At 56.1% G+C, this 26,879-nt stretch carries 24 protein-coding genes; 2 read left to right on the top strand and 22 right to left on the bottom strand.

The window, feature by feature from the left end; genetic code table 11:
- Nucleotides 1-6: 6 nt before the first annotated feature.
- The 9 genes from cydA to sdhC form a co-directional block, all read right to left on the bottom strand.
- Complete coding sequence (cydA, locus tag HFD95_RS04860) at nt 7-1,578, bottom strand: cytochrome ubiquinol oxidase subunit I (RefSeq protein WP_010260749.1); 1,572 nt, start codon at nt 1,576-1,578, stop codon at nt 7-9.
- 574 nt (nt 1,579-2,152) lie between these two features.
- The gene (gene sucD, locus HFD95_RS04855) at nt 2,153-3,028 is read right to left on the bottom strand and encodes a succinate--CoA ligase subunit alpha (protein ID WP_010260744.1); all 876 of its coding nucleotides are present in this window, start codon (nt 3,026-3,028) and stop codon (nt 2,153-2,155) included.
- Nucleotides 3,028-4,194: an ADP-forming succinate--CoA ligase subunit beta gene (gene sucC / locus HFD95_RS04850; RefSeq protein ID WP_003853151.1), complete on the bottom strand. Its 1,167-nt coding sequence runs from the start codon at nt 4,192-4,194 to the stop codon at nt 3,028-3,030. Before sucC ends, sucD begins: the two co-directional genes overlap by 1 nt.
- 70 nt (nt 4,195-4,264) lie before the next feature.
- A complete protein-coding gene (gene odhB, locus HFD95_RS04845) occupies nt 4,265-5,488 on the bottom strand; it encodes a 2-oxoglutarate dehydrogenase complex dihydrolipoyllysine-residue succinyltransferase (RefSeq protein WP_167429905.1) in 1,224 nt (407 codons plus the stop codon).
- 15 nt (nt 5,489-5,503) lie between these two features.
- Entirely contained in the window at nt 5,504-8,311 is a 2,808-nt protein-coding gene (sucA, locus tag HFD95_RS04840) for a 2-oxoglutarate dehydrogenase E1 component (RefSeq protein WP_010260738.1), read from the bottom strand.
- 200 nt (nt 8,312-8,511) lie between these two features.
- Nucleotides 8,512-9,228, bottom strand: a complete 717-nt coding sequence (locus tag HFD95_RS04835; protein ID WP_010260736.1) for a succinate dehydrogenase iron-sulfur subunit — start codon at nt 9,226-9,228, stop codon at nt 8,512-8,514.
- Nucleotides 9,229-9,242: 14 nt separating this feature from the next.
- Nucleotides 9,243-11,009 carry a succinate dehydrogenase flavoprotein subunit gene (sdhA, locus tag HFD95_RS04830; protein ID WP_022626042.1) on the bottom strand — a complete coding sequence of 589 codons (1,767 nt, stop codon included), beginning with the start codon at nt 11,007-11,009 and terminating at the stop codon, nt 9,243-9,245.
- Nucleotides 11,010-11,357 (bottom strand): succinate dehydrogenase membrane anchor subunit, encoded by a 348-nt coding sequence (sdhD, locus tag HFD95_RS04825; RefSeq protein ID WP_009091417.1) that lies wholly within the window; start codon nt 11,355-11,357, stop codon nt 11,010-11,012.
- Nucleotides 11,351-11,740 (bottom strand): succinate dehydrogenase cytochrome b556 subunit, encoded by a 390-nt coding sequence (gene sdhC, locus HFD95_RS04820; protein ID WP_029519433.1) that lies wholly within the window; start codon nt 11,738-11,740, stop codon nt 11,351-11,353. The genes sdhD and sdhC overlap by 7 nt, the downstream gene beginning before the upstream one ends.
- 633 nt (nt 11,741-12,373) lie before the next feature.
- Here sdhC and HFD95_RS04815 point away from each other — a divergent pair.
- Nucleotides 12,374-13,657 carry a citrate synthase gene (locus tag HFD95_RS04815; protein WP_010260725.1) on the top strand — a complete coding sequence of 428 codons (1,284 nt, stop codon included), beginning with the start codon at nt 12,374-12,376 and terminating at the stop codon, nt 13,655-13,657.
- Between the two features lie 364 nt (nt 13,658-14,021).
- Here the strand turns inward: HFD95_RS04815 and nei are convergent, their stop codons facing one another.
- The 11 genes from nei to HFD95_RS04760 form a co-directional block, all read right to left on the bottom strand.
- Nucleotides 14,022-14,810, bottom strand: coding sequence for an endonuclease VIII (gene nei / locus HFD95_RS04810; RefSeq protein WP_111533520.1), 789 nt, complete (start codon nt 14,808-14,810; stop codon nt 14,022-14,024).
- An 11-nt stretch (nt 14,811-14,821) separates the two neighbouring features.
- Nucleotides 14,822-15,469, bottom strand: a complete 648-nt coding sequence (gene pcp, locus HFD95_RS04805; RefSeq protein ID WP_010671296.1) for a pyroglutamyl-peptidase I — start codon at nt 15,467-15,469, stop codon at nt 14,822-14,824.
- A gap of 6 nt (nt 15,470-15,475) precedes the next feature.
- On the bottom strand, nt 15,476-16,492 hold the full coding sequence (locus HFD95_RS04800; RefSeq protein WP_031592206.1) for a DUF979 domain-containing protein: 1,017 nt from the start codon (nt 16,490-16,492) through the stop codon (nt 15,476-15,478).
- Nucleotides 16,492-17,220 (bottom strand): DUF969 domain-containing protein, encoded by a 729-nt coding sequence (locus tag HFD95_RS04795; protein WP_010671295.1) that lies wholly within the window; start codon nt 17,218-17,220, stop codon nt 16,492-16,494. Before HFD95_RS04795 ends, HFD95_RS04800 begins: the two co-directional genes overlap by 1 nt.
- A 53-nt stretch (nt 17,221-17,273) precedes the next feature.
- Entirely contained in the window at nt 17,274-18,011 is a 738-nt protein-coding gene (pxpA, locus tag HFD95_RS04790; RefSeq protein ID WP_010260713.1) for a 5-oxoprolinase subunit PxpA, read from the bottom strand.
- A complete protein-coding gene (gene pxpC / locus HFD95_RS04785) occupies nt 18,001-18,930 on the bottom strand; it encodes a 5-oxoprolinase subunit PxpC (protein ID WP_052270804.1) in 930 nt (309 codons plus the stop codon). Before pxpC ends, pxpA begins: the two co-directional genes overlap by 11 nt.
- Nucleotides 18,924-19,580, bottom strand: a complete 657-nt coding sequence (gene pxpB, locus HFD95_RS04780; RefSeq protein ID WP_033771143.1) for a 5-oxoprolinase subunit PxpB — start codon at nt 19,578-19,580, stop codon at nt 18,924-18,926. The genes pxpC and pxpB overlap by 7 nt, the downstream gene beginning before the upstream one ends.
- Before the next feature lie 159 nt (nt 19,581-19,739).
- On the bottom strand, nt 19,740-20,483 hold the full coding sequence (locus tag HFD95_RS04775) for a type 2 GTP cyclohydrolase I (protein WP_010260703.1): 744 nt from the start codon (nt 20,481-20,483) through the stop codon (nt 19,740-19,742).
- 18 nt (nt 20,484-20,501) lie between these two features.
- A complete protein-coding gene (gene phrB, locus HFD95_RS04770) occupies nt 20,502-21,926 on the bottom strand; it encodes a deoxyribodipyrimidine photo-lyase (RefSeq protein ID WP_167429904.1) in 1,425 nt (474 codons plus the stop codon).
- A gap of 12 nt (nt 21,927-21,938) precedes the next feature.
- Nucleotides 21,939-22,895: a 2-thiouracil desulfurase family protein gene (locus HFD95_RS04765; protein WP_010260698.1), complete on the bottom strand. Its 957-nt coding sequence runs from the start codon at nt 22,893-22,895 to the stop codon at nt 21,939-21,941.
- A 154-nt stretch (nt 22,896-23,049) separates the two neighbouring features.
- A complete protein-coding gene (locus HFD95_RS04760; RefSeq protein WP_010671290.1) occupies nt 23,050-23,250 on the bottom strand; it encodes a DUF2517 family protein in 201 nt (66 codons plus the stop codon).
- Nucleotides 23,251-23,507: 257 nt separating this feature from the next.
- On the opposite strand from HFD95_RS04760, the gene kdpE reads away from it, so the two are divergent.
- Nucleotides 23,508-24,182: a two-component system response regulator KdpE gene (gene kdpE / locus HFD95_RS04755; protein ID WP_010260694.1), complete on the top strand. Its 675-nt coding sequence runs from the start codon at nt 23,508-23,510 to the stop codon at nt 24,180-24,182.
- A 276-nt stretch (nt 24,183-24,458) separates the two neighbouring features.
- Here the strand turns inward: kdpE and pgm are convergent, their stop codons facing one another.
- Both pgm and seqA read right to left on the bottom strand, forming a co-directional pair.
- The gene (gene pgm / locus HFD95_RS04750) at nt 24,459-26,099 is read right to left on the bottom strand and encodes a phosphoglucomutase (alpha-D-glucose-1,6-bisphosphate-dependent) (RefSeq protein WP_167429903.1); all 1,641 of its coding nucleotides are present in this window, start codon (nt 26,097-26,099) and stop codon (nt 24,459-24,461) included.
- 26 nt (nt 26,100-26,125) lie between these two features.
- Nucleotides 26,126-26,674 carry a replication initiation negative regulator SeqA gene (gene seqA / locus HFD95_RS04745; protein ID WP_010260690.1) on the bottom strand — a complete coding sequence of 183 codons (549 nt, stop codon included), beginning with the start codon at nt 26,672-26,674 and terminating at the stop codon, nt 26,126-26,128.
- Between the last annotated feature and the right edge of the window lie 205 nt (nt 26,675-26,879).

Genomic DNA, 26,879 nt, shown 5'->3' with positions numbered 1-26,879 from the left:
CTCTCCTTATCCCTGTACCGGCTGGGTGATTGCCGTGATCTGCTCATGATGATAACGCCCGGTTTTCAGGCTGCTCGGCCCAAGGCGGGCGAATTTGAACATCAGGTACATCTCAGCCACCAGGAACATTGTGTAGAGTCCGCAGATCAGGATCATGGAGAACAGCAGATCGCCAACGGTCAGGGAGGAGTTGGCTACCGCAGTCGGCAGAACTTCACCGATAGCCCAGGGCTGACGACCATACTCCGCCACAAACCAGCCTGATTCGATAGCGATCCACGGCAGCGGAATACCAAACAGCGCCGCTTTCAGTAACCAGCGATTTTTACCGATGCGGTTACGCAGTACGCTCCAGAATGCCAGCGCGATAATGCCCAGCAGCAGTACGCCACACAGCACCATGATGCGGAAGGCGAAATAGAGCGGGGCGACACGCGGGATAGAGTCCTGCGTCGCCTGTTTAATCTGCGCTTCGGTCGCATCAGCCACGTTGTCGGTATAACGCTTCAGCAGCAGACCGTAGCCGAGATCCTGTTTATGACTGTTGAACGCGTCACGCACCGCCGGATCCTGGCTGCCACCGCGCAGCTCATTCAGCAGGGCATAGGCTTTCATGCCGTTGCGGATGCGCACTTCATGCTGTGCCATCAGATCTTTCAGGCCGGTGACCGGCGTATCGGTAGATCGGGTGGCGATCAGGCCCAGCAGCCAGGGGATCTGTACTGCGTATCGGTTCTCCTGAGTGGCCTGATCGGGCAGGCCAAACAGGGTAAACGAGGCCGGTGCCGGCTGGGTTTCCCACTCCGCTTCGATAGCGGCCAGTTTGGTTTTCTGCACGTCACCCATTTCGTAACCTGACTCATCGCCCAGAACGATGACTGACAGCACCGCCGCCATGCCAAAGCTGGCCGCGATAGCGAACGAGCGTTTAGCAAAGGCGAAGTCACGACCTTTCAGCATGTACCAGGCGCTGATGCCCATAATAAACATTGCACCGGTGGTGTAACCGGCTGCCACGGTGTGAACGAATTTCACCTGCGCGACCGGGTTCAGCACCAGCTCTGAGAAGCTGACCATCTCCATGCGCATGGTTTCGAAGTTGAACTCAGAGGCGATCGGATTCTGCATCCAGCCGTTAGCCACCAGAATCCACAGCGCCGACATGTTTGAGCCCAGCGCCACCAGCCAGGTGACGGCAAGGTGCTGCACTTTGCCCAGGCGATCCCAGCCAAAAAAGAACAGGCCAACAAAGGTGGATTCCAGGAAGAACGCCATCAGACCTTCGATGGCGAGCGGCGCGCCGAAGATATCGCCGACGTAGTGAGAGTAATATGACCAGTTAGTCCCGAACTGAAATTCCATGGTCAGGCCGGTGGCGACACCCAGCGCAAAGTTAATACCAAATAACTTGCCCCAGAACTTCGTCATATCTTTATAGATTTGTTTGCCGCTCAGGACATATACCGTTTCCATGATCGCCAGCAAAAACGCCATACCCAGCGTTAAAGGGACGAACAGAAAATGGTACATCGCCGTTAAGGCAAACTGTAACCGCGACAGCTCGACGATATCTAACATAAGGACTCCTTGCTCCTCGCTTTGTCTCCGTCACGCGCGCGAACAGATCGAACGCAATCAGAGTCAGCAACGACTGTTTATTGATTCCAGTTTTTTATTACCCGCAGAACAGGTCTGTGAGCTGCCCGAACAGGCGAGTAGCAAATGAAGCAGCTCAGAAAATTGTCAATCAGCGCTTTCATTAACGCGTGCTTTAACAGGAGGAAAGCGGGTGTAATCCCGGGTTGAGCAGACGTTTGAAAATTTGTGTAAAAGGCTGGATTGATGCAGCGCAATTTACGCCCTTAGCGTTGCGCTTTGCCAGAGATATAGTTGGATATAAGTCGCGATTAATTGATCTGGATTAACGCAATAAGTTTCCAGATAGGGTCAGGTAGGTTTCTTGTTAATGAGATGTCAGTAATGAAATAAAGCGCGAAGAAATAATTTACCTTTGACACTTTTCCTTAACGTGATGAGCCGCGGGCCGGTTATTTAATCGCTCACTCTTCTCTTTAGCTTCCTGCGTTATAGCTCTCATTTACAGGCATAAAAAAAGCCACCCGAAGGTGGCTTAGTCTCAGATGACGCTGACTTATTTAGCAGGTAATACGGCTTTAACTGCGTCACCGATATCCGCCAGGCTGCGGACGGTTTTCACGCCTGCCGCTTCCAGCGCAGCAAATTTCTCATCTGCTGTACCTTTACCACCGGCAATGATGGCGCCAGCATGGCCCATACGCTTGCCTTTCGGCGCGGTGACGCCAGCAATGTAGCCCACAACCGGCTTGGTCACGTGCTCTTTAATGAAGGCTGCAGCTTCTTCTTCTGCGCTACCGCCGATCTCACCGATCATCACGATAACTTCAGTCTGTGGATCATCCTGGAACATTTTCAGGATGTCGATGAAGTTAGAGCCTGGGATCGGGTCACCACCGATGCCAACGCAGGTTGACTGGCCGTAGCCGATATCCGTGGTCTGCTTAACCGCTTCATAGGTCAGGGTGCCTGAACGTGACACGATACCGACGCGGCCCGGCTGGTGAATGTGGCCCGGCATGATGCCGATTTTACATTCGCCTGGGGTGATAACGCCTGGGCAGTTTGGACCGATCATCCGCACGCCTGCTTCATCCAGCTTCACTTTCACGGTCAGCATATCCAGGGTCGGGATGCCTTCGGTGATGGTGATGATCAGTTTGATGCCCGCGTCGATCGCTTCCAGGATGCCATCTTTACAGAAAGGAGCCGGAACGTAGATCACAGTGGCGGTCGCGCCTGTTGCTTCTACCGCTTCGCGAACGGTGTTGAACACAGGCAGGCCGAGATGGGTCGTGCCACCTTTGCCTGGCGTCACGCCGCCAACCAGTTGGGTGCCGTATGCCAGCGCCTGCTCAGAATGGAAAGTCCCCTGGCCACCGGTGAAACCCTGGCAAATGACTTTGGTGTTTTTGTCGATCAGAATGGACATTATTTACCCTCCGCGGCAGCAACAACACGCTGTGCGGCGTCTGTCAGGCTGGTTGCTGCAATGATGTTCAGACCGCTGTCCGCCAGTTTCTGGGCGCCCAGCTCGGCGTTGTTACCTTCCAGACGTACCACAACTGGCACGTTCACACCCACTTCAGCGACTGCGCCGATGATGCCGTCGGCAATCAGGTCGCAGCGTACGATGCCGCCGAAGATGTTAACGAATACGGCTTTAACCGCATCGTCAGACAGGATGATTTTGAAGGCTTCGGTCACGCGCTCTTTGGTTGCGCCGCCGCCGACATCAAGGAAGTTGGCCGGTTGACCGCCGTGGTGTTTAACGATGTCCATGGTGCCCATCGCCAGACCTGCGCCGTTAACCATACAACCGATGTTGCCTTCCAGCGCAACATAGTTCAGTTCCCACTGTGTCGCATGGGCTTCACGTGGATCTTCCTGGCTTGGATCGCGCATTTCGCGCAGCTCTGGCTGACGGAACAGGGCATTGCCATCGGCACCCAGTTTGCCATCCAGGCAGATCAGGTCGCCCTGTTTGGTGATCACCAGCGGGTTGATCTCAACCATCGCCAGATCGCGCTCCAGGAACAGTGTCGCCAGACCCATGAAGATCTTGGTGAACTGGCCAACCAGCTTGCCGGTCAGGCCAAGTTTGAACGCCAGCTCACGGCCCTGATAAGGCTGCGGGCCAGTCAGTGGATCCAGCGCCATTTTGTGGATCAGGTGCGGGGTCTCTTCCGCCACTTTTTCAATTTCCACGCCGCCTTCAGTGGAGGCCATGAAAATTACGCGACGCGTTGCGCGATCGACCACAGCGCCCAGATAGAGCTCCTGATCGATATCGGTCGCCGCTTCAACCAGAATCTGGTTTACCGGCTGGCCGTTTGCGTCTGTCTGATAGGTAACCAGGCGTTTGCCCAGCCAGTTTTCAGCAAAAGCGCGAATCTCTTCTTTGCTGTTAACCACTTTCACACCGCCCGCTTTACCGCGGCCACCGGCATGAACCTGACATTTAACTACCCACGGGCCTGCGCCAATTTTAGAGGCCGCTTCTTCCGCTTCACGTGGTGTAGTACAGGCGTAACCCGTTGGTGCCGGCATGCCATACCGTGCAAACAGTTGTTTCGCCTGGTATTCGTGTAAGTTCATGATGTTCTATCCATTCAGGTCTGAAAAGAGTAATGAGGTTGGGCGCGCGGCAAGGCGCGCCCGGTGAAAATCAGACATCCAGCAGCAGGCGCGCCGGATCTTCCAGCATCTCTTTCACTGCAACCAGATAACCAACTGATTCACGGCCATCGATCAGACGGTGGTCGTAGGAGAGCGCCAGATACATCATCGGCAGCACCACAACCTGACCATTGACCGCCATCGGGCGATCTTTGATGGCGTGCATGCCCAGGATGGCGCTCTGCGGTGGGTTGATGATCGGGGTGGACATCAGTGAACCAAAGACGCCGCCGTTGGTAATGGTAAAGTTACCGCCGGTCAGATCGTCGACTGTCAGCTTGCCGTCACGGCCTTTCACTGCCAGCTCTTTGATTTTCTTCTCGATGTCCGCCATGCTCAGCGCATCCACGTCACGCAGGACGGGTGTAACCAGACCACGTGGCGTAGAGACCGCAATGCTGACGTCAAAGTAGTTGTGGTAAACCACATCTTCACCATCGATGGAAGCATTCACTTCCGGATAGCGTTTCAGCGCCTCAACAACCGCTTTGATGTAGAAGGACATAAAGCCCAGACGTACACCGTGACGCTTCTCGAAGGCCTCACCATACTGCTTACGCAGATCCATGATGGGCTTCATGTTGATTTCGTTGAAGGTGGTCAGCATCGCGGTGCTGTTCTTCGCTTCCAGCAGACGCTCGGCAACACGCTTACGCAGACGGGTCATCGGCACGCGTTTTTCGCTGCGGTTAGCCACTGGCTGCTGCACGGCGGCCGCATCAGCAGCTGGCGCAGCGGCTTTGGCAGCCTGCGGTTTGTTGGCCAGATGTTTTTCAACATCTTCACGGGTCAGACGACCGCCGACACCGCTGCCTTTGATCTGCGAGGCATCAAGATTGTGCTCTGCAATCAGACGGCGGATAGCCGGGCTGAGCGCATCGTTGCTCTCTTCTTCCAGTGACGCAGTCTGACGCTGAGCCGGGGTAGACTCTTTGCTTTCAGACTTCGCGCTGCTCTCTTTACCGGCGCTGTTGCCCTCTTTCAGACGACCCAGGATCTGGCGGGAAGTGACGGTGGCGCCCTCTTCTTCCAGAACGGCTTCCAGGATACCGTCCGCAGAGGCTGGCACTTCCAGTACAACTTTGTCAGTTTCGATTTCGACCAGCACTTCATCGCGAGTGACTGCATCGCCTGGTTTTTTATGCCAGGTTGCCACGGAGGCATCGGCAACCGATTCAGGCAGGTCGGGAACGAGAATATCTACGCTACTCATTATCTTTCCTTTTAATTAATTAACGTTCAGCGCGTCATTAACCAGGTCTTGCTGCTGTTGTTGGTGTACGGACATGTATCCCACGGCCGGTGAGGCGGATGCCGGGCGGCCTGCATAACGTAAAGTGGCACCAAACGGCACAACTTCACGGAAATGATGCTGGCTGCAATACCAGGCGCCCTGATTCAGTGGCTCTTCCTGACACCAGACAAAATCCTGCACGTGAGCATACGCTTTTAATGCTTCCTGTACCGCGTGATGCGGGAACGGATAGAGCTGCTCGATGCGCACGATAGCCACATCGGTCTGCTCATTTTTACGACGCTGCTCCAGCAGGTCGTAATAGACTTTACCGGAGCACAGCACGACGCGTTTCACGCCCTGCGGATCCAGATCATCGACTTCGCCAATCGCAGGCTGGAAGCTGCCGTTAGCCAGTTCATCCAGCGTGGAGATCGCCAGCGGATGACGCAGCAGTGATTTCGGCGACATCACAATCAGCGGACGGCGCATACCGCGCAGCGCCTGACGACGCAGCATATGGTAAACCTGCGCAGGGGTAGACGGCACGCAGACCTGCATGTTCTGCTCAGCGCAGAGTTGCAGATAACGTTCCAGGCGCGCAGAGGAGTGCTCTGGCCCCTGACCTTCATAACCGTGCGGCAGCAGCATCACCAGGCCACACATCCGGCCCCATTTCTGCTCACCGGAGCTGATGAACTGGTCGATAACAACCTGTGCGCCGTTGGCGAAGTCACCAAACTGCGCTTCCCAGATGGTCAGGATGCGCGGCTCTGCGGTGGCATAACCATATTCAAAGGCCAGTACCGCCTCTTCTGACAGCACGGAGTCCCACACTTTGAACTGACCCTGTCCGCTGTGCACGTGGTGCAGAGGGGTATAGGTTGAGCCGTTCGCCTGGTTATGGACTACCGCGTGACGATGGAAGAAGGTTCCGCGACCGGTATCTTCACCCGACAGACGCACCGGAATGCCTTCATCAACCAGCGTGGCGTATGCCAGGTTTTCCGCGCCGCCCCAGTCAAAGGCTTTCTCGCCTTCAGCCATCAGGCGACGGTCGTTGTAAATCTTGGCAACACGCGACTGCACTTCCACCTCTTCAGGCACCTGGCTGATACGCAGCGCCAGTTCCTTCAGACGTTTCATGTCGACCTGAGCCGGGTAAGGTTCATCCCACTCATGATTCAGGTAAGGTGACCAGGTAAAGGAGTGCAGGCTCATTGGACGCCATTCCGGCACCACACACTCACCCGCATCCAGCGCATCACGGTAGAGATTGACCATTTCGGTCGCATCTTCCTGCGTGGCAATGGCTTCACCTTCCAGACGGTCGGCATAGATTTTACGCGGCGTCGGGTGTTTTTTGATTTTCTGGTACATCAGCGGCTGGGTCGCACTTGGCTCATCCGCCTCGTTGTGACCATGACGGCGATAGCAGACCAGATCGATAAACACATCACGCTTAAAGGTGTTGCGATAGTCGAGCGCCAGACGGGTCACAAACGCGACCGCTTCCGGATCGTCAGCATTGACGTGGAAAATCGGTGCCAGCACCATTTTGCCGATATCGGTGCAGTAAGGGGTCGAACGCGCATCTTTCGGGTTGGAGGTGGTGAAGCCAACCTGGTTGTTGATGACGATGCGAACGGTACCGCCCACTTCATAACCGCGCGCCTGTGACATGTTCAGAGTTTCCTGAACCACGCCCTGGCCAATCACGGCCGCATCACCATGAATGGTGATCGGTAAGACTTTATTGCTGGCTGGCTCATCCAGACGATCCAGACGGGCACGTACTGAACCCATGACTACCGGGCTGACGATCTCCAGGTGCGACGGGTTAAACGCCAGCGCCAGGTGAACCAGACCGCCTTCGGTTTCCACGTCAGACGAGAAGCCCATGTGGTACTTCACGTCACCGGTGCCCAGATGCTCTTTGTGCTTACCGGCGAACTCGTCGAACAGATCCTGTGGCTTTTTACCCAGCACGTTGATCAGCACGTTGAGACGACCACGGTGCGCCATACCCAGTACGACTTCACGGGTTCCGCTCTTACCGGCATGACGGATCATTTCGCGCAGCATCGGAACCAGTGCATCGCCGCCTTCCAGCGAGAAGCGTTTGGCACCCGGGAATTTCGCTCCGAGATATTTTTCCAGCCCTTCGGCCGCGGTCAGCTCTTTCAGGAAACCTTTTTTCTCTTCATTGCTGAAGGCTGCACGGCCCGCGACGGACTCAAGACGCTGCTGAATCCAGCGTTTCTCATCAGTGTTGTTGATGTGCATATATTCTGCACCGATCGAGCCGCAGTAAGTCTGAGTCAGCGCCTCGAACAGTTCGGCCAGCTTCATGGTCTCTTTGCCAATGGCAAAAGAGCCGACGTTAAAGCTTTCCTGAAAATCGGCCTCGGTCAGATCGTGAAAAGCGGGATCGAGATCGGCTACCCGGTCCTGTTTCCACAGACCAAGCGGGTCAAGATTGGCGTGCTGATGACCGCGGAAACGAAACGCGTTAATCAGCTGCAGCACTTTTACTTGCTTGGAGTTGGTTTCAGGATCGGAGACAGATGAGGTGTAACGAGATGCGTCTTTCGCCAGGCGACGGAAGTACTCACGTGTGGTGGAGTGAAACTGCTCAGGTTTCATTCCGGTGCCCGGTAACTGCTGGAACATCGAGCGCCACACTGCATCGACAGAGTCAGGATCGGTCAGGAAATCCTCATAGAGCTGCTCTATGTAAGACTGATTCGCGCCGGCCAGCCAGGAAGAGTCCAGCCAGGGCTTCATCGCGCTGTTCTGCATTGTGATCCCTTAAGCATTGCTATGCTTTTTTGAGGTTTCATTTGTTGCCGCTTTCGCGGTTTGCCGTAGTGAGTTCAGCGATACGAGCACTTTGCGCAGCGCGCGTGGCCCGTAAGGGAACCTTTGTAAACGTGGTAATCACCGCGCTTACAGAGGCTTCCGTAAAACACCGGGAACCTGAGGTTCCCGGCAGAAACTGCTTATGCGCCGCGCTGCAGCAGCATCGACTTGATATGGCCGATGGCGCGCGTCGGGTTCAGCCCTTTCGGACATACGCTCACACAGTTCATGATGCTATGGCAGCGGAATACGCTGAAAGCATCATTCAGATTGTCGAGACGCGCCTCGGTTTCGGTGTCGCGGCTGTCAATCAGGAAGCGGTAAGCGGCCAGCAGGCCAGCAGGACCGATGAACTTCTCAGGATTCCACCAGAATGATGGGCATGAGGTTGAGCAGCAGGCACAGAGTATACATTCGTACAGGCCATCCAGGTGTTCACGCTCATCCGGCGACTGCAGATGTTCACGAGCTGGCGGATTTTCCCCATTATTCAACAGGAAAGGCTTAATTTTCTCATACTGTGCATAAAACTGGCTCATGTCTACAACCAGGTCACGCACCACCGGTAAACCTGGCAGCGGACGGATAACAATTTTCTGTTTGCCGTTGCCCAGCGCCGAGACGGGCGTAATGCAGGCCAGTCCGTTTTTACCGTTCATGTTCAGGCCATCGGAACCGCAGACGCCTTCACGACAGGAGCGACGAAACGCCAGGGTCGGATCTTTCTCTTTCAGGCGAATCAGCGCGTCCAGCAGCATCATGTCGCGACCATCTTCCGCTTCCAGGGTGTAATCCTGCATGCGCGGTTTGTCATCGACGTCCGGATTGTAGCGATAAATTGAAAACTCGAGTCTCATGATCGTCTCCGAAATTAGTAGGTACGCACTTTCGGCGGGAAGGCCGCGCGCAGTTTCGGCTGCATGTTCACCTCACGGCGCGTCATGCTTTCGGTTTCCGGGACATAAAGACTGTGGCACAGCCAGTTTTCATCATCACGATCCGGGAAGTCGAAGCGACTGTGCGCACCGCGGCTTTCGGTGCGATAGTTAGCCGCTACCGCCGTGGCAAAGGCCGTCTCCATCAGGTTATCCAGCTCCAGGCACTCAATACGCTGGGTGTTGAAATCCGGTGAGCGGTCATCCAGACGCGCTGACTTCAGGCGCTGGCGAATCTCTTTCAGCTCTTCCAGACCCTGTGCCATCGCTTCGCCTTCACGGAATACCGAGAAGTTATTCTGCATGCAGCGTTGCAGCGCTTTACGAATCTCAACCGGATCTTCACCCGTGGTGTTATTTTCCCAGCGGTTGAAACGCGCCATCGCCCCGGCGATCTCATCTTCTGTGGCATCACGCAGGTCGCCCTGCTCCTGAATACTCGCCAGCAGATGCAGACCCGCTGCACGGCCAAAGACCACCAGGTCGAGCAGTGAGTTACCGCCCAGACGGTTGGCACCATGCACCGATACGCAGGCGATTTCACCGACGGCGAACAGGCCTGGAATCACTACATCTTCGCCCTGCTCATTGACGCGCAGTGCCTGGCCGGTCACTTTGGTCGGAATACCGCCCATCATGTAGTGGCAGGTCGGAATGACCGGAATCGGCTCTTTAATCGGATCGGCGTGCGCAAAGGTGCGTGACAGCTCAAGGATGCCAGGCAGACGTGACTCAAGCACCTCTTTACCCAGATGATCCAGTTTCAGTTTGAGATGTGGACCCCACGGGCCATCACAGCCGCGACCTTCACGGATTTCAATCATCATCGAGCGCGCAACCACGTCGCGGCCCGCCAGATCTTTGGCGTTCGGCGCATAACGCTCCATGAAGCGTTCGCCATGTTTGTTCAGCAGATAGCCGCCTTCACCACGGCAGCCCTCGGTGACCAGCACGCCCGCACCGGCGATACCGGTTGGGTGGAACTGCCACATCTCCATATCCTGCACCGGTACGCCCGCACGCAGTGCCATACCTACGCCGTCACCGGTGTTGATGTGTGCATTGGTGGTGGACTGATAGATACGGCCCGCGCCGCCGGTGGCCAGAATGGTCGCTTTCGCTTTGAAATAAACGGTTTCGCCGGTTTCGATGCAGATAGCGGTACAACCCACGACTGCGCCATCGGCGTTTTTCACCAGATCCAGTGCATACCACTCAGAGAAGATAGTGGTTTTGTTTTTCAGGTTCTGCTGATAAAGGGTGTGCAGCAATGCGTGACCGGTACGGTCAGCCGCAGCCGCCGTACGCGCCGCCTGCTCGCCACCGAAATTCTTTGACTGGCCACCAAACGGACGCTGATAGACACGACCATCTTCCAGACGCGAGAAAGGTAAACCCATGTGTTCCAGTTCCAGAATCGCTTCCGGGCCGGTTTTACACATATATTCAATCGCGTCCTGGTCACCGATATAGTCGGAACCTTTGACGGTGTCGTACATGTGCCATTCCCAGTTATCTTCATGGGTATTACCCAGCGCAACGGTAATACCGCCCTGCGCAGATACGGTGTGGGAACGGGTCGGGAAAACTTTAGATAACAGGGCACAGCTCTGGCCGCCCTGGGAGATTTGCAGTGCGGCTCGCATTCCTGCGCCACCTGCGCCGATTACCACGGCATCGAACTCTCTGATTGGCAAACTCATTTACACACCCCACACCACAACAAATCCATAAATCGCATACCACAACAGCGCCACGACAATCACAAACTGCAACAACAAGCGGGTTGGCAGTGATTTAACGTAGTCTGTTAACACCTGCCACATGCCAATCCAGCCGTGGATCAGAATGGAGAACAGCGTCAGCAGCGTGAACACTTTGGTGAATGCGGAAGCGAAGAAGCCACGCCACAGGTCATAAGTCAGCGTGTCTGTCATCACCACGAAACCGAGGATGTAGACGATGTAGAGCGTAATGAGAATTGCAGTTGCCCGCAGCAGCAGCCAGTCCTGAATGCCGTTGCGACCCAATGCGGATGCATTGCTTACCATACGAGGACTCCCGCCAGAATTGCCAGCACGACAGTGATCACAAAAGTCATATGAGCGGAACGCTTACCAACCTGCAGCGTTTCGGCCAGATAACCAAAATCCATCAACATATGACGAATCCCGCTCACCGCGTGATAGGCCAGCGCCGTTAAGATGCCCCACATAATGAACTTCGCGAAGAAGCCATCCATGATGGACGCAGCGTGCTGGAAACCTTCAGGAGAGGAGAGAGAGAGACCGAGCAGCCACAGCAGGATGCCAATGGCAACCAATGTGATTACGCCGGAGACGCGGTGAAGAATGGACGATATTGCAGTAACGGGAAACCGGATCGTCGAGAGATCCAAGTTGACAGGTCTTTGTTTTTTCACGGTTTTGCCCACACAGCTCTTTTTTATTTTGCTTCCTCCGGACCTGAGGCGGAGTCTAATCACAACGCGTGGCAGACTTTAACCGTCACCAAAAAAGCAACATCCAGTGTTAATTGACGCGGTAGTAAACGCTGGGTGGCTCCTGGTGTCAGGGTGTTCCGGAGACCTGCCTGGAGTATAGGAGGATCACATTCTGATTACAATTCCCCTACAAACTCTTTGGTATATTTTAGGTGGAACAGTGATCCTACTCACGATTTTCACAATTGATACAATTTTAATTATCTGATTTGACAATAGTTCAACAATTCAGTTACAAACTAAGCCTGTAAATTCCTATGATGCGCAAAAGTTATGGGGATACACTTTCCCCTAAGCGCAAGTTATGTAACATTGCGATAATGAGCATTAAAAAGCATCAGGTTATTGGTTACCAAGAAGTTATGTCCTGACCGGATCTTTAACAACCGCGATATGCAGCATGTCCATGGCTCACCGGTTCCCGCTGGGAACGCGCCGCTCACTCTGTACCCTGCACCCGTTTTATCCCCGCAGAGTGATACTGTGTAGTTTTGCCAACCGCAACATGAACGCGTTTCAGGTGTCTAAAGATCCTTACCCACATAAGGCGCTATGGAGACGAAAATGACAGATAAAAAAGTAACGCTAACCCTGCAAGATGGAACATCTATTGAACTGGACGTGCTGAAAGGTACGCTGGGCCAGGATGTCGTTGATGTCCGCACTCTGGGTTCAAGTGGCCTGTTCACCTTCGATCCCGGTTTTACGTCTACCGCGTCCTGCGAATCTGCAATCACCTTTATCGATGGGGATGAAGGTATCCTGCTGCACCGTGGTTTCCCTATTTCTGAGCTGGCGACCCACTCTAACTATCTGGAAGTCTGCTACATCCTGCTGAACGGCGAAGCACCAAACCAGAAACAGTTTGATGAGTTCCGTACCACGGTTACCCGCCACACCATGATTCATGAGCAGATTACCCGCCTGTTCCACGGCTTCCGTCGCGATTCGCATCCGATGGCGGTAATGTGCGGTGTCACTGGTGCACTGGCTGCGTTTTACCACGATTCGCTGGATGTAAACATTGAGCGCCACCGCGAAATCGCAGCGTTCCGTCTGCTTTCTAAAATGCCGACGATGGCAGCGATGTGTTACAAATATTCTATCGGCCAGCCGTTTGTCTATCCGCGCAACGATCTCTCCTATGCGGGTAACTTCCTGCACATGATGTTTGCCACGCCGTGCGAAGAGTACAAAGTGAATCCGGTGCTGGAACGCGCCATGGACCGCATCCTGATCCTGCATGCTGACCATGAGCAGAACGCCTCAACCTCTACCGTTCGTACCGCTGGTTCAAGCGGCGCGAATCCGTTTGCCTGTATCGCCGCCGGGATCGCCTCCCTGTGGGGACCGGCGCACGGCGGTGCCAACGAAGCGACCCTGCGTATGCTGGAAGAGATCAGCACCGTTGAGCACATTCCGGAATTTGTTAAACGCGCCAAAGACAAAAATGATTCATTCCGTCTGATGGGCTTTGGTCACCGCGTTTACAAAAACTACGATCCACGCGCGACCGTGATGCGCGATACCTGCCATGAAGTCCTGAATGAGCTGGGTATGAAGGATGACCTGCTGGAAGTGGCGATGGAGCTGGAACACATTGCGCTGAACGACCCGTACTTCATCGAGCGTAAACTCTATCCAAACGTGGACTTCTACTCCGGTATCATTCTGAAAGCGATGGGTATTCCATCCTCCATGTTTACGGTGATCTTCGCGATGGCCCGTACCGTTGGCTGGATTGCACACTGGAAAGAGATGCATGACGAAGGCATGAAGATTGCCCGTCCACGTCAGCTCTACACCGGTTATACCGAGCGCGAATTCAGCTCACAGTTGAAAAAGTAAGGTTCAGTTAATAGCGGAGAGGGATCTCCGCCTGATGTTGCTTTAAAGCCGGGGGCGGTTGGCTGTGATACCGCGCCTGCGCAGAGAACAAGGTCAGATCGGAAAGTCGCTTAAACCATCCATGGCCGCTCGGCCCGCGCGATTACGCACCTCATCCCTGAGGTGCGCCCGTTGCCGGGCCAACGCGTTGCATTGTTCAAAAACGCTCCCGGCGTTTTTGTCCATGGCGCGGGACGCTTTCCTCCTCTGACCGTATTCCCTGCGCGTCAGACTTCTTCGTAGCGGCTGGAGTCACCCGGATTCGAGTTTGTCAGCTGTTTGCAGTAAGAACCTTTTCCTGTTTTGTTCGCCAATGCGGTCGCCCCTATCTCTGACAACCCGGACACCAGTAAAAAGGCCGTGATGAGAGCGTGCCCTTCTCAATCACCGTGTCACAGCGCCGGCATTTTTTGCCCTGTCGATGAAACACCTCAAACTGAAACGCCGCTTCCTCATGATATTTCTTCATGGTTCCACGCATCCGATAGGCATGGCGCGGCACTGAAAGCAGCGCTTCGCTGAAAGCAGTCAGCTGATCGTTACTGAGATCCTGCGCCCGATGATTTGGCAGCAGCTGTGCCAGCCAAAGAATTTCGGCACGCAGGTAGTTTCCCAGCCCGGCCAGAAAAGCCTGATCCAGCAACAGACCACTGAACTGCCGCCGCCGGAAACGGGGTGACAGCAGCCGCTCTTTCACCTCTTCCACTGTCAGGGCACTGTTCAGCACATCCGGCCCGATACGATTAAGAAACGGATGCGCCGCCAGCGTATCTGCGTTGAGCAGCTCAATATCTGAGGCGCTGTAGAGCAGAATCGCTTTGCCCGCCGTCGCCAGTCGCACCCGCAACTGACGGGTGGAATTCAGTTCGGTGTCAGGTTTTACAATGCGCCAGACACCATACAGCTGGTTATGACTGTAGAGCGTCAGGCCATTGCTGAAATGAGTCAGCAGCGCTTTTCCCCGCGTCTCAATCGCCTGAACCTGCTCACCAATCAATGCCGGTTCATAGGTCTTGAGCTGAGGAAACGCGAACCACGCTTCCGTTAAGGGCTGACCCACAATGGCGTCTTCAAGTTTATCCGCCACGCGACGAATTTCCGGTCCTTCAGGCATCGTTCATCCTCTTAATGGGTGGCGCCGCCAGCCTGTCTGATATCCTCGCCGGTCTCCAGCGTGACCTTTACCGCAATTTCCAGCGCCTGAATAATGGACGCCAGCGCCATGCTCGGTGCGCCCGGATGCTGCGCTGCCTGTTCTGGCAGATAAGGAATATGGATAAAACCTCCCCGCACCGGACTGTCATGCTGCTCAAGCCAGTGCAGCAGGCCGTACATTACGCGGTTGCAGGTAAAGGTGCCCGCCGTTTGCGACACTGAAGCAGGGATCCCCGCTTCCCGCACCGCCGCCACAATCGCTTTGATGGGCAGACGGGAAAAATAGGCTGCCGGGCCACCTGCTACGACGGGCTCATCCACCGGCTGATGACCGGCGTTGTCCGGGATACGGGCGTCATCGACATTAATACCAATACGTTCAACGGTAATGTCGCTTCGCCCGCCCGCCTGCCCCACCGACAGAATCGCATCCGGTTTCACCTCTTCCAGCGCCTGATTCAGCACCCTGAGTACGTCGCTGAATACCACCGGCAACTGGCGGATCACTATCGTCGCCCCGCTAATCTGTTTGCCTTCCAGCGCGCGCACCGCTTCCCATGAAGGGTTAATCGTTTCACCGCCAAAAGGTTCAAAGGCGGTCATCAGGACAGTTTTCATGCAACCTCACAGGAACATCAGGAAATAGAGCAGGAAAATATTAACGATTAACAGTAGCACACCGGTCGGAATCTGAGCCTTGATCACCGCGTTACGATCGGGCAGTTCCAGCAGTGCCGCCGGGACGATATTGAAGTTGGCCGCCATCGGCGTCATCAGCGTACCGCAGTAGCCGGAGAACATACCAATTGCCGCCATCACTGCCGGGTTTCCGCCGTGCTGCAACACCAGAATCGGGATGCCGACGCCTGCGGTGATTATCGGAAACGCCGCAAAAGCATTACCCATGATCATGGTTAACAGCGCCATCCCGACGGCATAGACGGTGACCGCGACAAAGCGATTATCTACCGCCAGCCAGGTTTCTGTCAGATGCGAAATCGCACTGCCCACGCCTGCGCTGGTAAACAGCAGCCCCAGGGTGGCAAGGATCTGCGGCAGGATAAAGGCCCAGCCAATCGAATCCAGCAGGCGACGGGTCTCCTGCATCGACTGCACCGGTTTCTCGTGGGTCAGTTTTAACGCCACCAGCCAGCCAATCACACAGCCGACCATCATTGAAAACAGCGTCACCAGCGTGGCGTGGTTACCGGGGCCGAACACCGCATCCTGCAAACCGGGAATATGGTTAAACGCCAGCACACCGACCACGGTCACGACCGGAATCGACAGTGCAGGCAGAAACAGTTTATTGCGCAGACGCAGCGCACTGGCCTGTTTCTCTTCATCGCTGCGCTGATGATAGCGACCCAGCCTGACACCGCCAAACCCGGCAATCAGCGCCATCACCACCACAATGACACCGATGCCAATGTGCAGCATACGGGTGCCCGCCGCATCTGACCCCATCCAGGCGCTCATCAGTTGCGTCGTCCAGTCACCGACCAGAAAAACCAGGCCATACAAAGCCCAGAACAGGCCGGTGGTAAAGCGACGTGGATTCGCGCTGTCACGCCAGGAAAGCACCGCCACCACCAGCAGGATAATGCCCGCCAGCCACATCAGATATTGTTGCTGGAACATTACTCACCTCCTTTGGCTTTCAGCGCCTGACGGTTCAGCTGCTGCAGCTCACGCGCCAGTTGCCGATCCAGCCGCACCAGACGTGCCGAGTGGATCAGGAACGCGGCGACGGCAGTCGGAATACCCCATAAGGCGATGTGCAGCGGTTCGGTCTGAATCCCGGCTGACTCCTGCATAAAGTTGTGCATAAAGATAATCGCGCCAAACGCCACGAAGATATCCTCACCAAAGAAGAGGCCGACATTATCGGTCGCCGCTGACATCGCGCGCAGCCGATGGCGCAGCTCAGGTGAGATCTCGCCATAGCGGCTTTCAGTTGCTCCTTCCGCCATCGGTGCCAGCAACGGACGCACCATCTGCGGATGTCCGCCGAGACTAGTTAACCCCAGCGCGGCGGTGATTTCGCGCACAAACAGGTAGACGATCAGCAGTCGTCCGGCGGTTGCCGTTTTGATCTGTGCAATCCACGCCTGCGCCCGCTCTTTCAGTCCGTGACGCTCCAGCAGGCCAATGACCGCCAGCGGCAGCAGCAGGATCAGCGGCAGGTTGCGGGTGTTGAGAAAACCTGCCCCGAGCTTTTCCAGAATGTCCGCCAGCGGCATCATCGCGGCCAGACCGGTCACAAACCCGGCGACAATCACCACCAGCACCGGATTGAACCGTAACAGGAAGCCGACGACGATGGCGGCGATGCCCAGTAATGGCCAGAGATTTACTGCACTATCCATGGATTTCCCTCAGAGTTGAAAAACCCGGCATACGCCGGGCTAAATGTGGTTATTCAGTTGCTGGTGACACGAATCTGCTGATCGGCAAACGCATCACGCAACCGCTGTGCAAATTGCAGGGCGTGCGCGCCGTCGCCATGTAAGCAGACGGTCTGTGCATTCACCGCAACCCATTCTCCGGTGATACTTTTTACTTTGCCCTGCTGCACCATCGTCAGCGTCTGACTGATAGCCTGCTGTTCATCTTCAATCAGCGCGCCCGGCTCGCTGCGCGGCACCAGCGCACCGCTGCTGAGATAGCCACGGTCAGCGAACACCTCTTCCCGCGTGCGTAAGCCGTAGTGCGCCGCCGCGCGAATCGATTCGCTGTTAGCCAGTCCCACCACAATCAGCTGGCTGTCGACCGCCCTGATGGCGCGGGCAATGGCGTCCGCCAGCACCGGATCGGCCGCAGCCTGGTTGTAGAGCATGCCATGCGGTTTAACATGAAGCAGCCGCGCACCTTCGCTTTCCGCCAGACTTTTCAGCGCACCAATCTGGTAGATCATCTGGGCGTAGACCGTTTCCGGCGGCAGCTGCATGGCGCTGCGGCCAAAGTTCTCCCGATCGGGAAAAGCGGGATGCGCACCAATCGCGACGCCGGATGCCTGTGCCCAGCGCACCGACTGCAGCATGGTCTGCGCATCACCTGCGTGAAAGCCACAGGCGATGTTGGCGGAACTCACCAGTTGCAGCAGCGCCTGATCGCTGGCGCAGCCCTCGCCCAGGTCGGCGTTTAAATCAATTTTCATGGAGTCCCCACTTCATCTGGTCCAGGGCGCGTTGCTGATGCTGACGTGCCAGCATCGCTTCCGGCAGGGTGCAGTGAATAAAGTGAATCGGCTCACCCAGCCGGATTTGTGCCAGGTGATAGAGATCGGCTTCGATAACCGAGGCGATGCGCGGATAGCCGCCGGTGGTCTGGGCATCCGCCATCAGCACGATAGGCTGTCCGTTCGGCGGCACCTGAATCACACCCGGCATTACGCCGTGTGACAGCAGCTCGCGCGGGCTCTCGCGCTCAAGCTTGCGTCCCTCAAGCCGGTATCCCATCCGGTTACTTTGCGGGCTGAGTTTCCATGCGGTACGCCAGAATGCCTGCTGCGCTTCGCGGCTGAACTCGTGATACTCCGGGCCAGGTAGTGCGCGGATGCGGTTGCCCCACAGCAGTTGCCGCACCCCGACTTTACGGTCAAACGTGCGGGTCGGTTTACCCAGCGGGAGCTGATCGCCATCCTGCAAGGCTCGCCCCTGGAATCCGCCAAATTTTGCTTTTAGATCGGTGCTGGCGGAGCCGAGCATCGCGGGGATATCAAAACCGCCCTGCACTGCCAGATAGCTGCGCATACCGCGCTGCGGCATCGCCAGTGACAGGAGCTGCCCCCGTTTCACCGGCGTGCGCCAGCCCGTCCAGACCGGCTGGCCGTCAAGCTCCGCATGGCAGCCTGCGCCGGTCAGCGCAAACCAGCCATCGCGGGTAAACTCCGCTTTGAACTGGCCGAGCACCATCTCCAGCACCGCGCTGTCGGGATCATTGCCCACCAGCACATTGGCGGTGAACATCGCGGGATGATCCAGCACACCGCCAGGGCTGATGCCATACTGACGCCAGCCGTAACGGCCCGCATCCTGAATAGTCGCGGCCAGGCCGGCTCGCAGAATGTTTAACATACGCCCTCCTGTTGCGGCACAAAGCGAACCCTGTCACCGGGACGGAGCAGCGTAGGCGGTTGCTGCAGGGGATCAAACAGCGCGGTGCGCGTCTGGCCAATCAACTGCCAGCCGCCGGGCGAAGCCAGCGGATAGACGCCGGTCTGGCTGCCGCCGATGCCTACCGAGCCGGCGGGCACCGCAACCCTGGGCTCAGCACGCCGCGGAATGTGCAGGCGCGGATCCAGTCCGCCCAGATAGGGAAAACCGGGCTGAAAGCCGATAAAAAAGACCACATAGTCACTGCTGCTGTGCAGCTCAACCACCTGGCGGGGCGTCAGCGCGGCGTGTTCCGCCACCACCGTCAGATCGGGGCCAGACTCGCCGCCATAGATCACCGGGATCTCCACCTGACGTGACTCCGGCAACTGCGCTTCACTCTCTTCCCACCAGCGCTGAAGCCGCTCTATCGCGTCCAGCGCGCTCTGCTGGGGATCTCGCAGGATCAGGGTGATGTTGTTCATGCCGGGGATCACCTCCAGCACGCTGGCATAGTCGTGCAGGCGCTGATTCAGTCCCCAGATTCGTTGCTGGCTCTCCAGTGAGACCGGCGGTTCCAGCTCCAGCACGACAGCGCGTTCACCCAATAAATAACACCGTGCTCGTTGCAACAGCTACCTCCCGCTCAGTTGAGATCGCGCCTGGCCGACCTGACCGGATGCCCGGTACAGCCCATTGCTTATCTACGTAAAGCAAACAGTTATGCGAAAGTGACAGGGATGTGTCAACAGATTTAGGTCCTGCGCAGGCGCGCAGGACAAGGGAGAGTGTCAGGCAGGATTAGGGATATCGATGAAGGTCACATCAAGATCGTGGTGTTGCGCCAGCCAGTCGCCCAGCGCTTTTACGCCGCCGCGCTCGGTGGCGTGATGGCCTGCGGCAAAGAAATGCAGCCCCTGCTCACGCGCGCTGTGAATAGTCTGTTCAGAGACTTCACCGGTGATAAAGGCATCGACGCCCGCCGCCGCGGCCTGGTCGATAAAGCCCTGCCCGCCCCCGCTGCACCAGGCAATACGACGGATCAGCGCTGGCGCGTTGTCACCACAATGCAGCGGTTCACGTCCCAGCCGCTCACCGATTCGGCGGGCCAGCTGTTCGCCTGACAGGGGCTCAGCCAGCTCACCCCAGAACACCAGCGGCATCACTTCGCCGCGCACTTCGATATCCAGCAGTTTCGCCAGCTGGGCGTTGTTGCCTAATTCAGGATGCGCGTCGAGCGGCAGATGCCAGCCATAGAGATTGATATCGTTGGCCAGCAGGGTCCGCAGACGACGGCGCTTCATACCTTTAATCGCGGCCGGTTCACTTTTCCAGAAATAGCCATGATGGACAATAATCGCATCGGCCTGACGCGCCACCGCCTCATCCAGCAGCGCCTGACAGGCAGTGACGCCGGTGATAATCGTTTTGATCTCGCTGCGTCCCTCAACCTGCAAACCGTTGGGGGCGTAATCGCTGAAGCTGTGGCTGTCGAGTTGCTGATTGATCAGCGTCTCTAATTCGTAATGGTTCATTCAGGCTCCTTCGAGGCCTCAGGCTGCGCTCTTGGCGCGCTCAAAGGCGTCTAATGTCTTTTTACGTGCCACCTTATGATCCACGATTGGTGCCGGATAATCGAGTTTCTTATGATGCTTCTCCGCCCAGACATGGGGCTGGTGAATATCGCTGTCAGGGACCCCGGCCAGTTCAGGCAGATAGTGACGGATAAAATCCCCCTTCTCATCGAAGCGCTCGCCCTGCGTGGTCGGGTTAAAGATGCGGAAATAGGGCGCCGCGTCCGTGCCGGTCGAGGCCGCCCACTGCCAGCCGCCGTTGTTCGCGGCCAGGTCACCATCAATCAGCTGCTGCATGAAATAGCGTTCACCTTCACGCCAGTCGATCAGCAGATCTTTGACCAGGAAACTGGCGGTGATCATCCGTAAGCGGTTATGCATCCAGCCCAGCGCCTTCATCTGACGCATTGCGGCATCGACAATCGGATAGCCGGTTTTACCCGCTTTCCACGCGTCGAAATGTGCGTCGTTACGCTGCCATTCAACGTTTCGCGTCCAGTCGATAAACGGCTTGTGTCGGCACAGCGCCGGCCAGGCAACCAGCAGATGACGGTAGAATTCACGCCAGATCAGCTCGTTCAGCCAGGTGAACGCGCGGCTGTTGTCCAGCGCATCGGGATGCTCATGCAGCACGCGATGCAGGCACTGACGTGGCGACAGTACGCCGGTCGCCAGATAAACCGACAGACGGCTGGTGGCGTCCAGCGCCGGAAGGTCGCGCTTAGCGGGATAGTCGATAACCGGTTGCGTGGCGAAATGGCGCAACCGCTTCAGCGCCGCCGCTTCGCCTGGCGGAAACAGATCCTGATCAAAGTCTTCGGTTGGATAGTCAAAGGCGGGAATCGGGGTAGCTTTCAGCGGTGCGCCTTCGCGCGCTTTCGGCGCAGGCACGCACTCAGGCAGCCCCTGCTGCAAGCGGCGGACAAAGGCTTTGCTGAACGGGGTAAACACCTTATACATCGAGCGATCGCCGCTCTGCACACTGCCGGGCGGCAGCAACAGGCTGTCATCAAAGCCCTGGCAAATCACGCCCGCGTCGTCGAGATGCTTTTCAGCCTCCGCATCGCGCTGGCGTTCATTAACTTCATACTGGTAATTGTAGAAGAGCTGATCGACCTGCTGCTTAGCGCAGAACTGCAGCAGCGCATCAATACTGTCGCTGAAGGCGTGACACGCCTGGTAGTGCAGTTCAATGCCCCGCTCCGCCAGCGCACGCTGCACCTGCAACAGACTGGCGTGGATAAACGCCGCCTGCTTCGGTGACATGTCATGCTGCTGCCACTGTGCTGGCGTGGCAAGGTAGAGCGCAATCACTTTTGCATCGCTGTCGCGGCAGGCGGCGTGCAGCGCCAGATTGTCATTGACGCGTAAATCGTTACGCAGCCAGACCAGATGGGTGGTCATACTCCTCCTGTATTACTGTCCGTAGCGTAAGCACAAGGCTTCGGGATAGGGATCGAAATAGCGTTGCTGGGCCAGCCACGGGTGCGGGTACTCCGCCATGTAGTGTTTGAGAATGGTAATCGGCACCAGCAGCGGTTGTGTGCCCTGACGATAGCGGTCAATCAGCGTTGCCAGTTCCTGGCGCTGCGGTGAACTCAGGTGCGTGCGGAAGTAGCCCTGCACATGCATCAGCACATTGGTGTGATTGCGACGTGAGGCGGGACGTGACATCAGTTCCATCATGCGATTTCGGTATTCAAAGGCAAAGGCGTCCAGCGACTCCCACTGGCTCATGGAGGCGACAAAGGGTCCCAGCTCGCGGTATTTCTCCTGCGAATGCGCCAGCATCATCAGCTTGTAACGGCTGTGGAAGGCGATCAGTCCCTGCCGGGTCAGACCGCTTTCCCACATCTGATTAAATTCATGCAGCGCGCAGACACGACCGATAAAGTTCTCACGCAGGGCGGGATCGTGCAGACGACCATCTTCTTCCAGCGGCAGCCAGGGCATCTCGCGCTGCAGGAATTCAGTAAAAATACCGGTGCCTGCTTTGCGGTTATTGTTGTTATCGGGCTCATAGACCCGCACCCGTTCCATGCCACAACTGGGTGATTTGGCGCAGAGGATATAGCCACAGAGGTGATGCAGCGATTTTACCCGCTCAGCAGACCAGTCACGCATCTGCGTCGTAACCTCTTCTCCGCCATCTTTGCTGAAGCAGAGATGCAGCTCATCATCGCCCTGCTTCACCAGACGCAATGCCGGGCGCGGCGTTGGCAGACCAATCGCCATCTCAGGGCAGATGGGCTCAAAACGGACAAATGGGGTGAGATCGTCGGTCGCAAAAGTAAGACGCTTATGCCCACCATCAAATCTGACGCGGTCGCCGAGCAGGCATGCACTGATTCCAACGGGGATTTTTTTGCTCATACTTGTACAACCTCCGAAATCTTGTAGAGGTTTAAGTGTAGCGTAAAATGGTCAGGAATAAAGGGTTAAAACGGGATTCCGGATCGCTTATTCTCAGAAAAAACGCAAAAAAAAGCCCGGTCAGTTGACCAGGCCTGTTTTGCGGCAGGGGAAATCACCAGAACGCGCCACCGCCCGCTTCCGCCTGCGCCAGCCAGACCGGCTTGGCGCTGGTCTTACACCAGACGCGGTGCAGATAGCTGTAGAAACGTGCCCGATCCTGTCGAAACAGCATAACAGGAAGCGCCAGTACGCCGAGAAGAACCACCAGCGTACGTCGCGCAATAATTTTATAACGTGGATAAGCCCGATACATGGTTTCTCCTCCCGGTAAGTGAAATAGTGTGAATGTGATCTGTGTTCAACTTTACGCCAGGTTGTGTAATTTTACTACTCATCTGACCACTTATTTACCGCTATTTTTGCTGTTTAAGAATCAACCTGTAATTAAGTTACAAAAAGGTTACCGCCTGGTTGCGTTAGCGTTGAAAGGGCCGACAGATTATGGTCGCGGACGCCAGCATAAAATGTTGATAAAGTAGCGCTTCGGTCCCCACTCAAGGCAGGTAATGCGTGACCACGGTTTTGATCGTCGAAGATGAAAAAGAGATCCGGCGTTTTGTCCGGCTGGCGCTGGAAAATGAAGCCCTTAAGGTGTTTGATGCCGATACGCTGCAACGCGGACTGATTGAAGCGGCGACCCGCAAGCCGGACTTAGTGATCCTGGATCTGGGTCTGCCGGATGGAGATGGCACCGATTTCATTCGTGACCTGCGCCAGTGGAGCGCCATACCGGTGATTGTGCTGTCAGCGCGCAGCGATGAGCAGGATAAGATCGCCGCACTGGATGCGGGGGCAGATGACTATCTGACCAAACCCTTTGGCATTGGCGAACTGCTGGCGCGCGTCCGGGTTGCGCTGCGTCGTCATAGTGGCCAGCAGCCGGATGCCAGGGTGACGTTCGCCGACGTCAGCGTCGATTTCGCCGCACGACGGGTACAGCGCGGCAGCAGCGAGATTCACCTTACCCCGATTGAATTTCGTCTGTTGAGTATTCTGCTGAACAATGCCGGTAAGGTGCTGACGCAGCGGCAGTTGCTGAGCCAGGTCTGGGGACCCAATGCGGTGGAGCACAGCCATTATCTGCGCATCTATATGGGACATCTGCGCCAGAAGCTGGAAGCCAATCCGACACAACCGGCTCATCTGCTGACGGAAACCGGGATCGGCTATCGCTTTATGCCATAAAAAAAGGCGCCAGAGGCGCCTTTCATGACTGCAAACAAACTCAAATCTGAGCAAATACTGACCGCAACGGATAAACCCCGAGGCGCAGGGAACAGGGTCAGAGGAGGAAAGCGTCCCGCGCCATGGATGGCGCGGGCCGAGCTGTCATGGATGACATCTTTTGCGTCTTTCCGATCTGATCCTGTTTCCTGTGCTGGCACGATCCAACAGCTAGCCGGGTTGGACTTTACCAGCAACCTTAATGGTACCGAGCGTATCTTTCATCTGCCCGACTAATCAGGCGTTTTTCAGCACTTCGCTGACAATCTCAACGGCTTCTTTCTCAATCTGCGCGCGGTGTTCAGCGCCCAGGAAGCTTTCACAGTAGATTTTGTAAGCGTCTTCGGTGCCTGAAGGACGGGCAGCAAACCAGCCATTCTCCGTCATCACTTTCAGACCGCCGATAGATGCACCATTACCTGGCGCGGCAGTCAGACGAGCGGTGATAGGATCACCCGCCAGGGTATCAGCGCTGACCATCTCCGGTGACAGCTTCGACAGCGCGGCTTTCTGCGCTGAGGTGGCTGATGCCTGCAGACGGTTGTAGCTTGGTGCGCCAAAGCGCGCTGCCAGTTCGTCATAGTGCTGCTGCGGGTTTTTACCGGTCACGGCAGTAATTTCAGCGGCCAGCAGACACATGATGATGCCATCTTTGTCCGTAGACCACGGCGTACCGTCGAAACGCAGGAAAGAAGCGCCTGCGCTCTCTTCGCCACCAAAACCAAAGCTGCCGTCATACAGACCATCAACAAACCATTTGAAACCCACCGGCACTTCCACCAGCTTGCGACCAATGTCGTTGACCACACGGTCAATCATGGCGCTGGAGACCAGGGTTTTACCCACGGCAACATCCTGACCCCACTGTGGGCGGTGCTGGAACAGATAGTTGATCGCCACCGCCAGATAGTGGTTTGGATTCATCAGACCCGCCGGAGTCACAATGCCGTGACGGTCATAATCGGGATCGTTGCCGAACGCCAGATCGAACTTGTCACGGTAAGCCAGCAGGCCTGCCATTGCGCTTTCAGACGAGCAGTCCATGCGGACCACGCCATCTTTATCCAGATGCATAAAGCGGAAGGTCTGATCGACCGCGTCATTCACCAGCGTCAGATCCAGCTTGTAGTGCTCAGCAATACGCTGCCAGTAAGCAATACCGGAACCACCCAGTGGATCCACACCCAGCTTCAGGCCCGCTTTCTGAATCGCCGGGAAGTCGATAATCTCTGCCAGACCTTCAACATAAGGCTGGATCAGATCTTTCTCGACCACATGACCGCTGGCCATCGCCTGCTCCAGCGGCAGACGTTTCACCTCTTTCAGGCCATCTTTGATCAGCTGATTGGCACGATCTTCCACCACTTTGGTAACGTTAGTATCAGCAGGTCCGCCGTTAGGTGGGTTGTACTTGATGCCGCCATCTTCTGGTGGGTTATGTGACGGCGTAATCACGATGCCGTCAGCCAGCGCGCCACCCGCTTTGTTGTGCTCAAGAATCGCATTCGAGATCGCAGGGGTCGGCGTATAGCCATTATCCTGCTGCACAATCACATCAACGCCGTTCGCCGTCAGCACTTCCAGAACAGACAGGATGGCGGGTTCAGACAGCGCATGGGTGTCTTTACCGACGTAGCAAGGCCCGGTGATACCATTCTTTTTACGCTCTTCGGCAATCGCCTGAGCGATCGCCAGAATGTGCATCTCGTTGAAGCTTTGACGCCCTGCACTGCCGCGATGGCCTGAAGTGCCAAATTTCACCGCATGTTCCGGGTTCGCCACATCGGGCTGCAGGACATAATATTGTGACGTTAATTGTGCAACGTTAATCAAATCGCTCTGCTGGGCGGGTTGCCCGGCACGTGGGTGATTGGCCATTGGCGCTGCTCCCTGACGCTTAAGTTTTAAATGGTGCCGCAAACTTTCTCGGTCAGTTCCGCAGGGAACTGCATCGAGAGCATGATGTGTTCGATCATGCTGCATTTACGACCAGTATTGGTGTTGGTGATCACCCAGTACGGCGTGCCGGGCACATGCTTCGGCTTAGTATGGGTGCCATTCTGCAACAGCGTATGCTCATCACCTGCAAAATAGACGCGGGTGCGGCCCTGCAGAGATGCAGTAGCTTCAGCAAAGGCTGCGGTATCAAGACGATAGAGCGTTGACAAGATAAGCATAAAGCGATTCACCGCCCGCTTCTGCTCCGCATATTCATCGGAAAGCAGCAGCTCGCGCACCGCGCGGACACGATCCTGTGGGCGCGAACCCACAGACGCAGGCTGGGACTCTTTCGCTGCATCTTTTGAGGCTGGCTGTGCAGGCGAAGCGGGTGCAGTCTGACCGGCCGTGAACTTCAGCATACGACGCAGAATGTCGGATGCGCTTTCACCAATGTGTTGCGTGTGGCTGGCAATATAACGGTAGAGCTCTTCGTCAACTTCGATCGTTTTCATCTTATTCCGTACGGTTCTTTCTCATGACAGAACCACCTGTTTCCTGAAAAGCTCTGAGTATAGTCAGGCAATTCAAAGGGTGTGTGGGTTCTAACATCAGGATTATAAAGTTAAAGTCAGGCGGGTTGTTAGCAATCAAACGGTTTACGGGCAAAAGTCAGAATATGTCCTAATGCCGCCGGAACCGGCGCGCCTGAAAAGGTGA

It is taken from the genome of Pantoea sp. EKM10T, assembly GCF_011800685.1.
Classification (GTDB): domain Bacteria; phylum Pseudomonadota; class Gammaproteobacteria; order Enterobacterales; family Enterobacteriaceae; genus Pantoea; species Pantoea agglomerans.
The sequence above is the reverse complement of the archived record's forward strand: the minus strand, read 5'-3'. Positions and strand labels throughout refer to the sequence as shown.

Bases quoted from the DNA above. Each gene is read 5' to 3' on its own strand.
- HFD95_RS04795 (WP_010671295.1), bottom strand. From the start codon at position 17,220: ATGGATAGTGCAGTAAATCTCTGGCCATTACTGGGCATCGCCGCCATC.
- HFD95_RS04815 (WP_010260725.1), top strand. From the start codon at position 12,374: ATGACAGATAAAAAAGTAACGCTAACCCTGCAAGATGGAACATCTATT.
- pgm (WP_167429903.1), bottom strand. From the start codon at position 26,099: ATGGCCAATCACCCACGTGCCGGGCAACCCGCCCAGCAGAGCGATTTG.
- sucD (WP_010260744.1), bottom strand. From the start codon at position 3,028: ATGTCCATTCTGATCGACAAAAACACCAAAGTCATTTGCCAGGGTTTC.
- pxpA (WP_010260713.1), bottom strand. From the start codon at position 18,011: ATGAAAATTGATTTAAACGCCGACCTGGGCGAGGGCTGCGCCAGCGAT.
- pxpC (WP_052270804.1), bottom strand. From the start codon at position 18,930: ATGTTAAACATTCTGCGAGCCGGCCTGGCCGCGACTATTCAGGATGCG.
- odhB (WP_167429905.1), bottom strand. From the start codon at position 5,488: ATGAGTAGCGTAGATATTCTCGTTCCCGACCTGCCTGAATCGGTTGCC.
- phrB (WP_167429904.1), bottom strand. From the start codon at position 21,926: ATGACCACCCATCTGGTCTGGCTGCGTAACGATTTACGCGTCAATGAC.
- HFD95_RS04775 (WP_010260703.1), bottom strand. From the start codon at position 20,483: ATGAACCATTACGAATTAGAGACGCTGATCAATCAGCAACTCGACAGC.
- nei (WP_111533520.1), bottom strand. From the start codon at position 14,810: ATGCCTGAAGGACCGGAAATTCGTCGCGTGGCGGATAAACTTGAAGAC.
- sucC (WP_003853151.1), bottom strand. From the start codon at position 4,194: ATGAACTTACACGAATACCAGGCGAAACAACTGTTTGCACGGTATGGC.
- pcp (WP_010671296.1), bottom strand. From the start codon at position 15,469: ATGAAAACTGTCCTGATGACCGCCTTTGAACCTTTTGGCGGTGAAACG.
- cydA (WP_010260749.1), bottom strand. From the start codon at position 1,578: ATGTTAGATATCGTCGAGCTGTCGCGGTTACAGTTTGCCTTAACGGCG.
- seqA (WP_010260690.1), bottom strand. From the start codon at position 26,674: ATGAAAACGATCGAAGTTGACGAAGAGCTCTACCGTTATATTGCCAGC.
- HFD95_RS04835 (WP_010260736.1), bottom strand. From the start codon at position 9,228: ATGAGACTCGAGTTTTCAATTTATCGCTACAATCCGGACGTCGATGAC.
- HFD95_RS04765 (WP_010260698.1), bottom strand. From the start codon at position 22,895: ATGAGCAAAAAAATCCCCGTTGGAATCAGTGCATGCCTGCTCGGCGAC.
- sdhD (WP_009091417.1), bottom strand. From the start codon at position 11,357: ATGGTAAGCAATGCATCCGCATTGGGTCGCAACGGCATTCAGGACTGG.
- sucA (WP_010260738.1), bottom strand. From the start codon at position 8,311: ATGCAGAACAGCGCGATGAAGCCCTGGCTGGACTCTTCCTGGCTGGCC.
- sdhA (WP_022626042.1), bottom strand. From the start codon at position 11,009: ATGAGTTTGCCAATCAGAGAGTTCGATGCCGTGGTAATCGGCGCAGGT.
- HFD95_RS04800 (WP_031592206.1), bottom strand. From the start codon at position 16,492: ATGTTCCAGCAACAATATCTGATGTGGCTGGCGGGCATTATCCTGCTG.
- HFD95_RS04760 (WP_010671290.1), bottom strand. From the start codon at position 23,250: ATGTATCGGGCTTATCCACGTTATAAAATTATTGCGCGACGTACGCTG.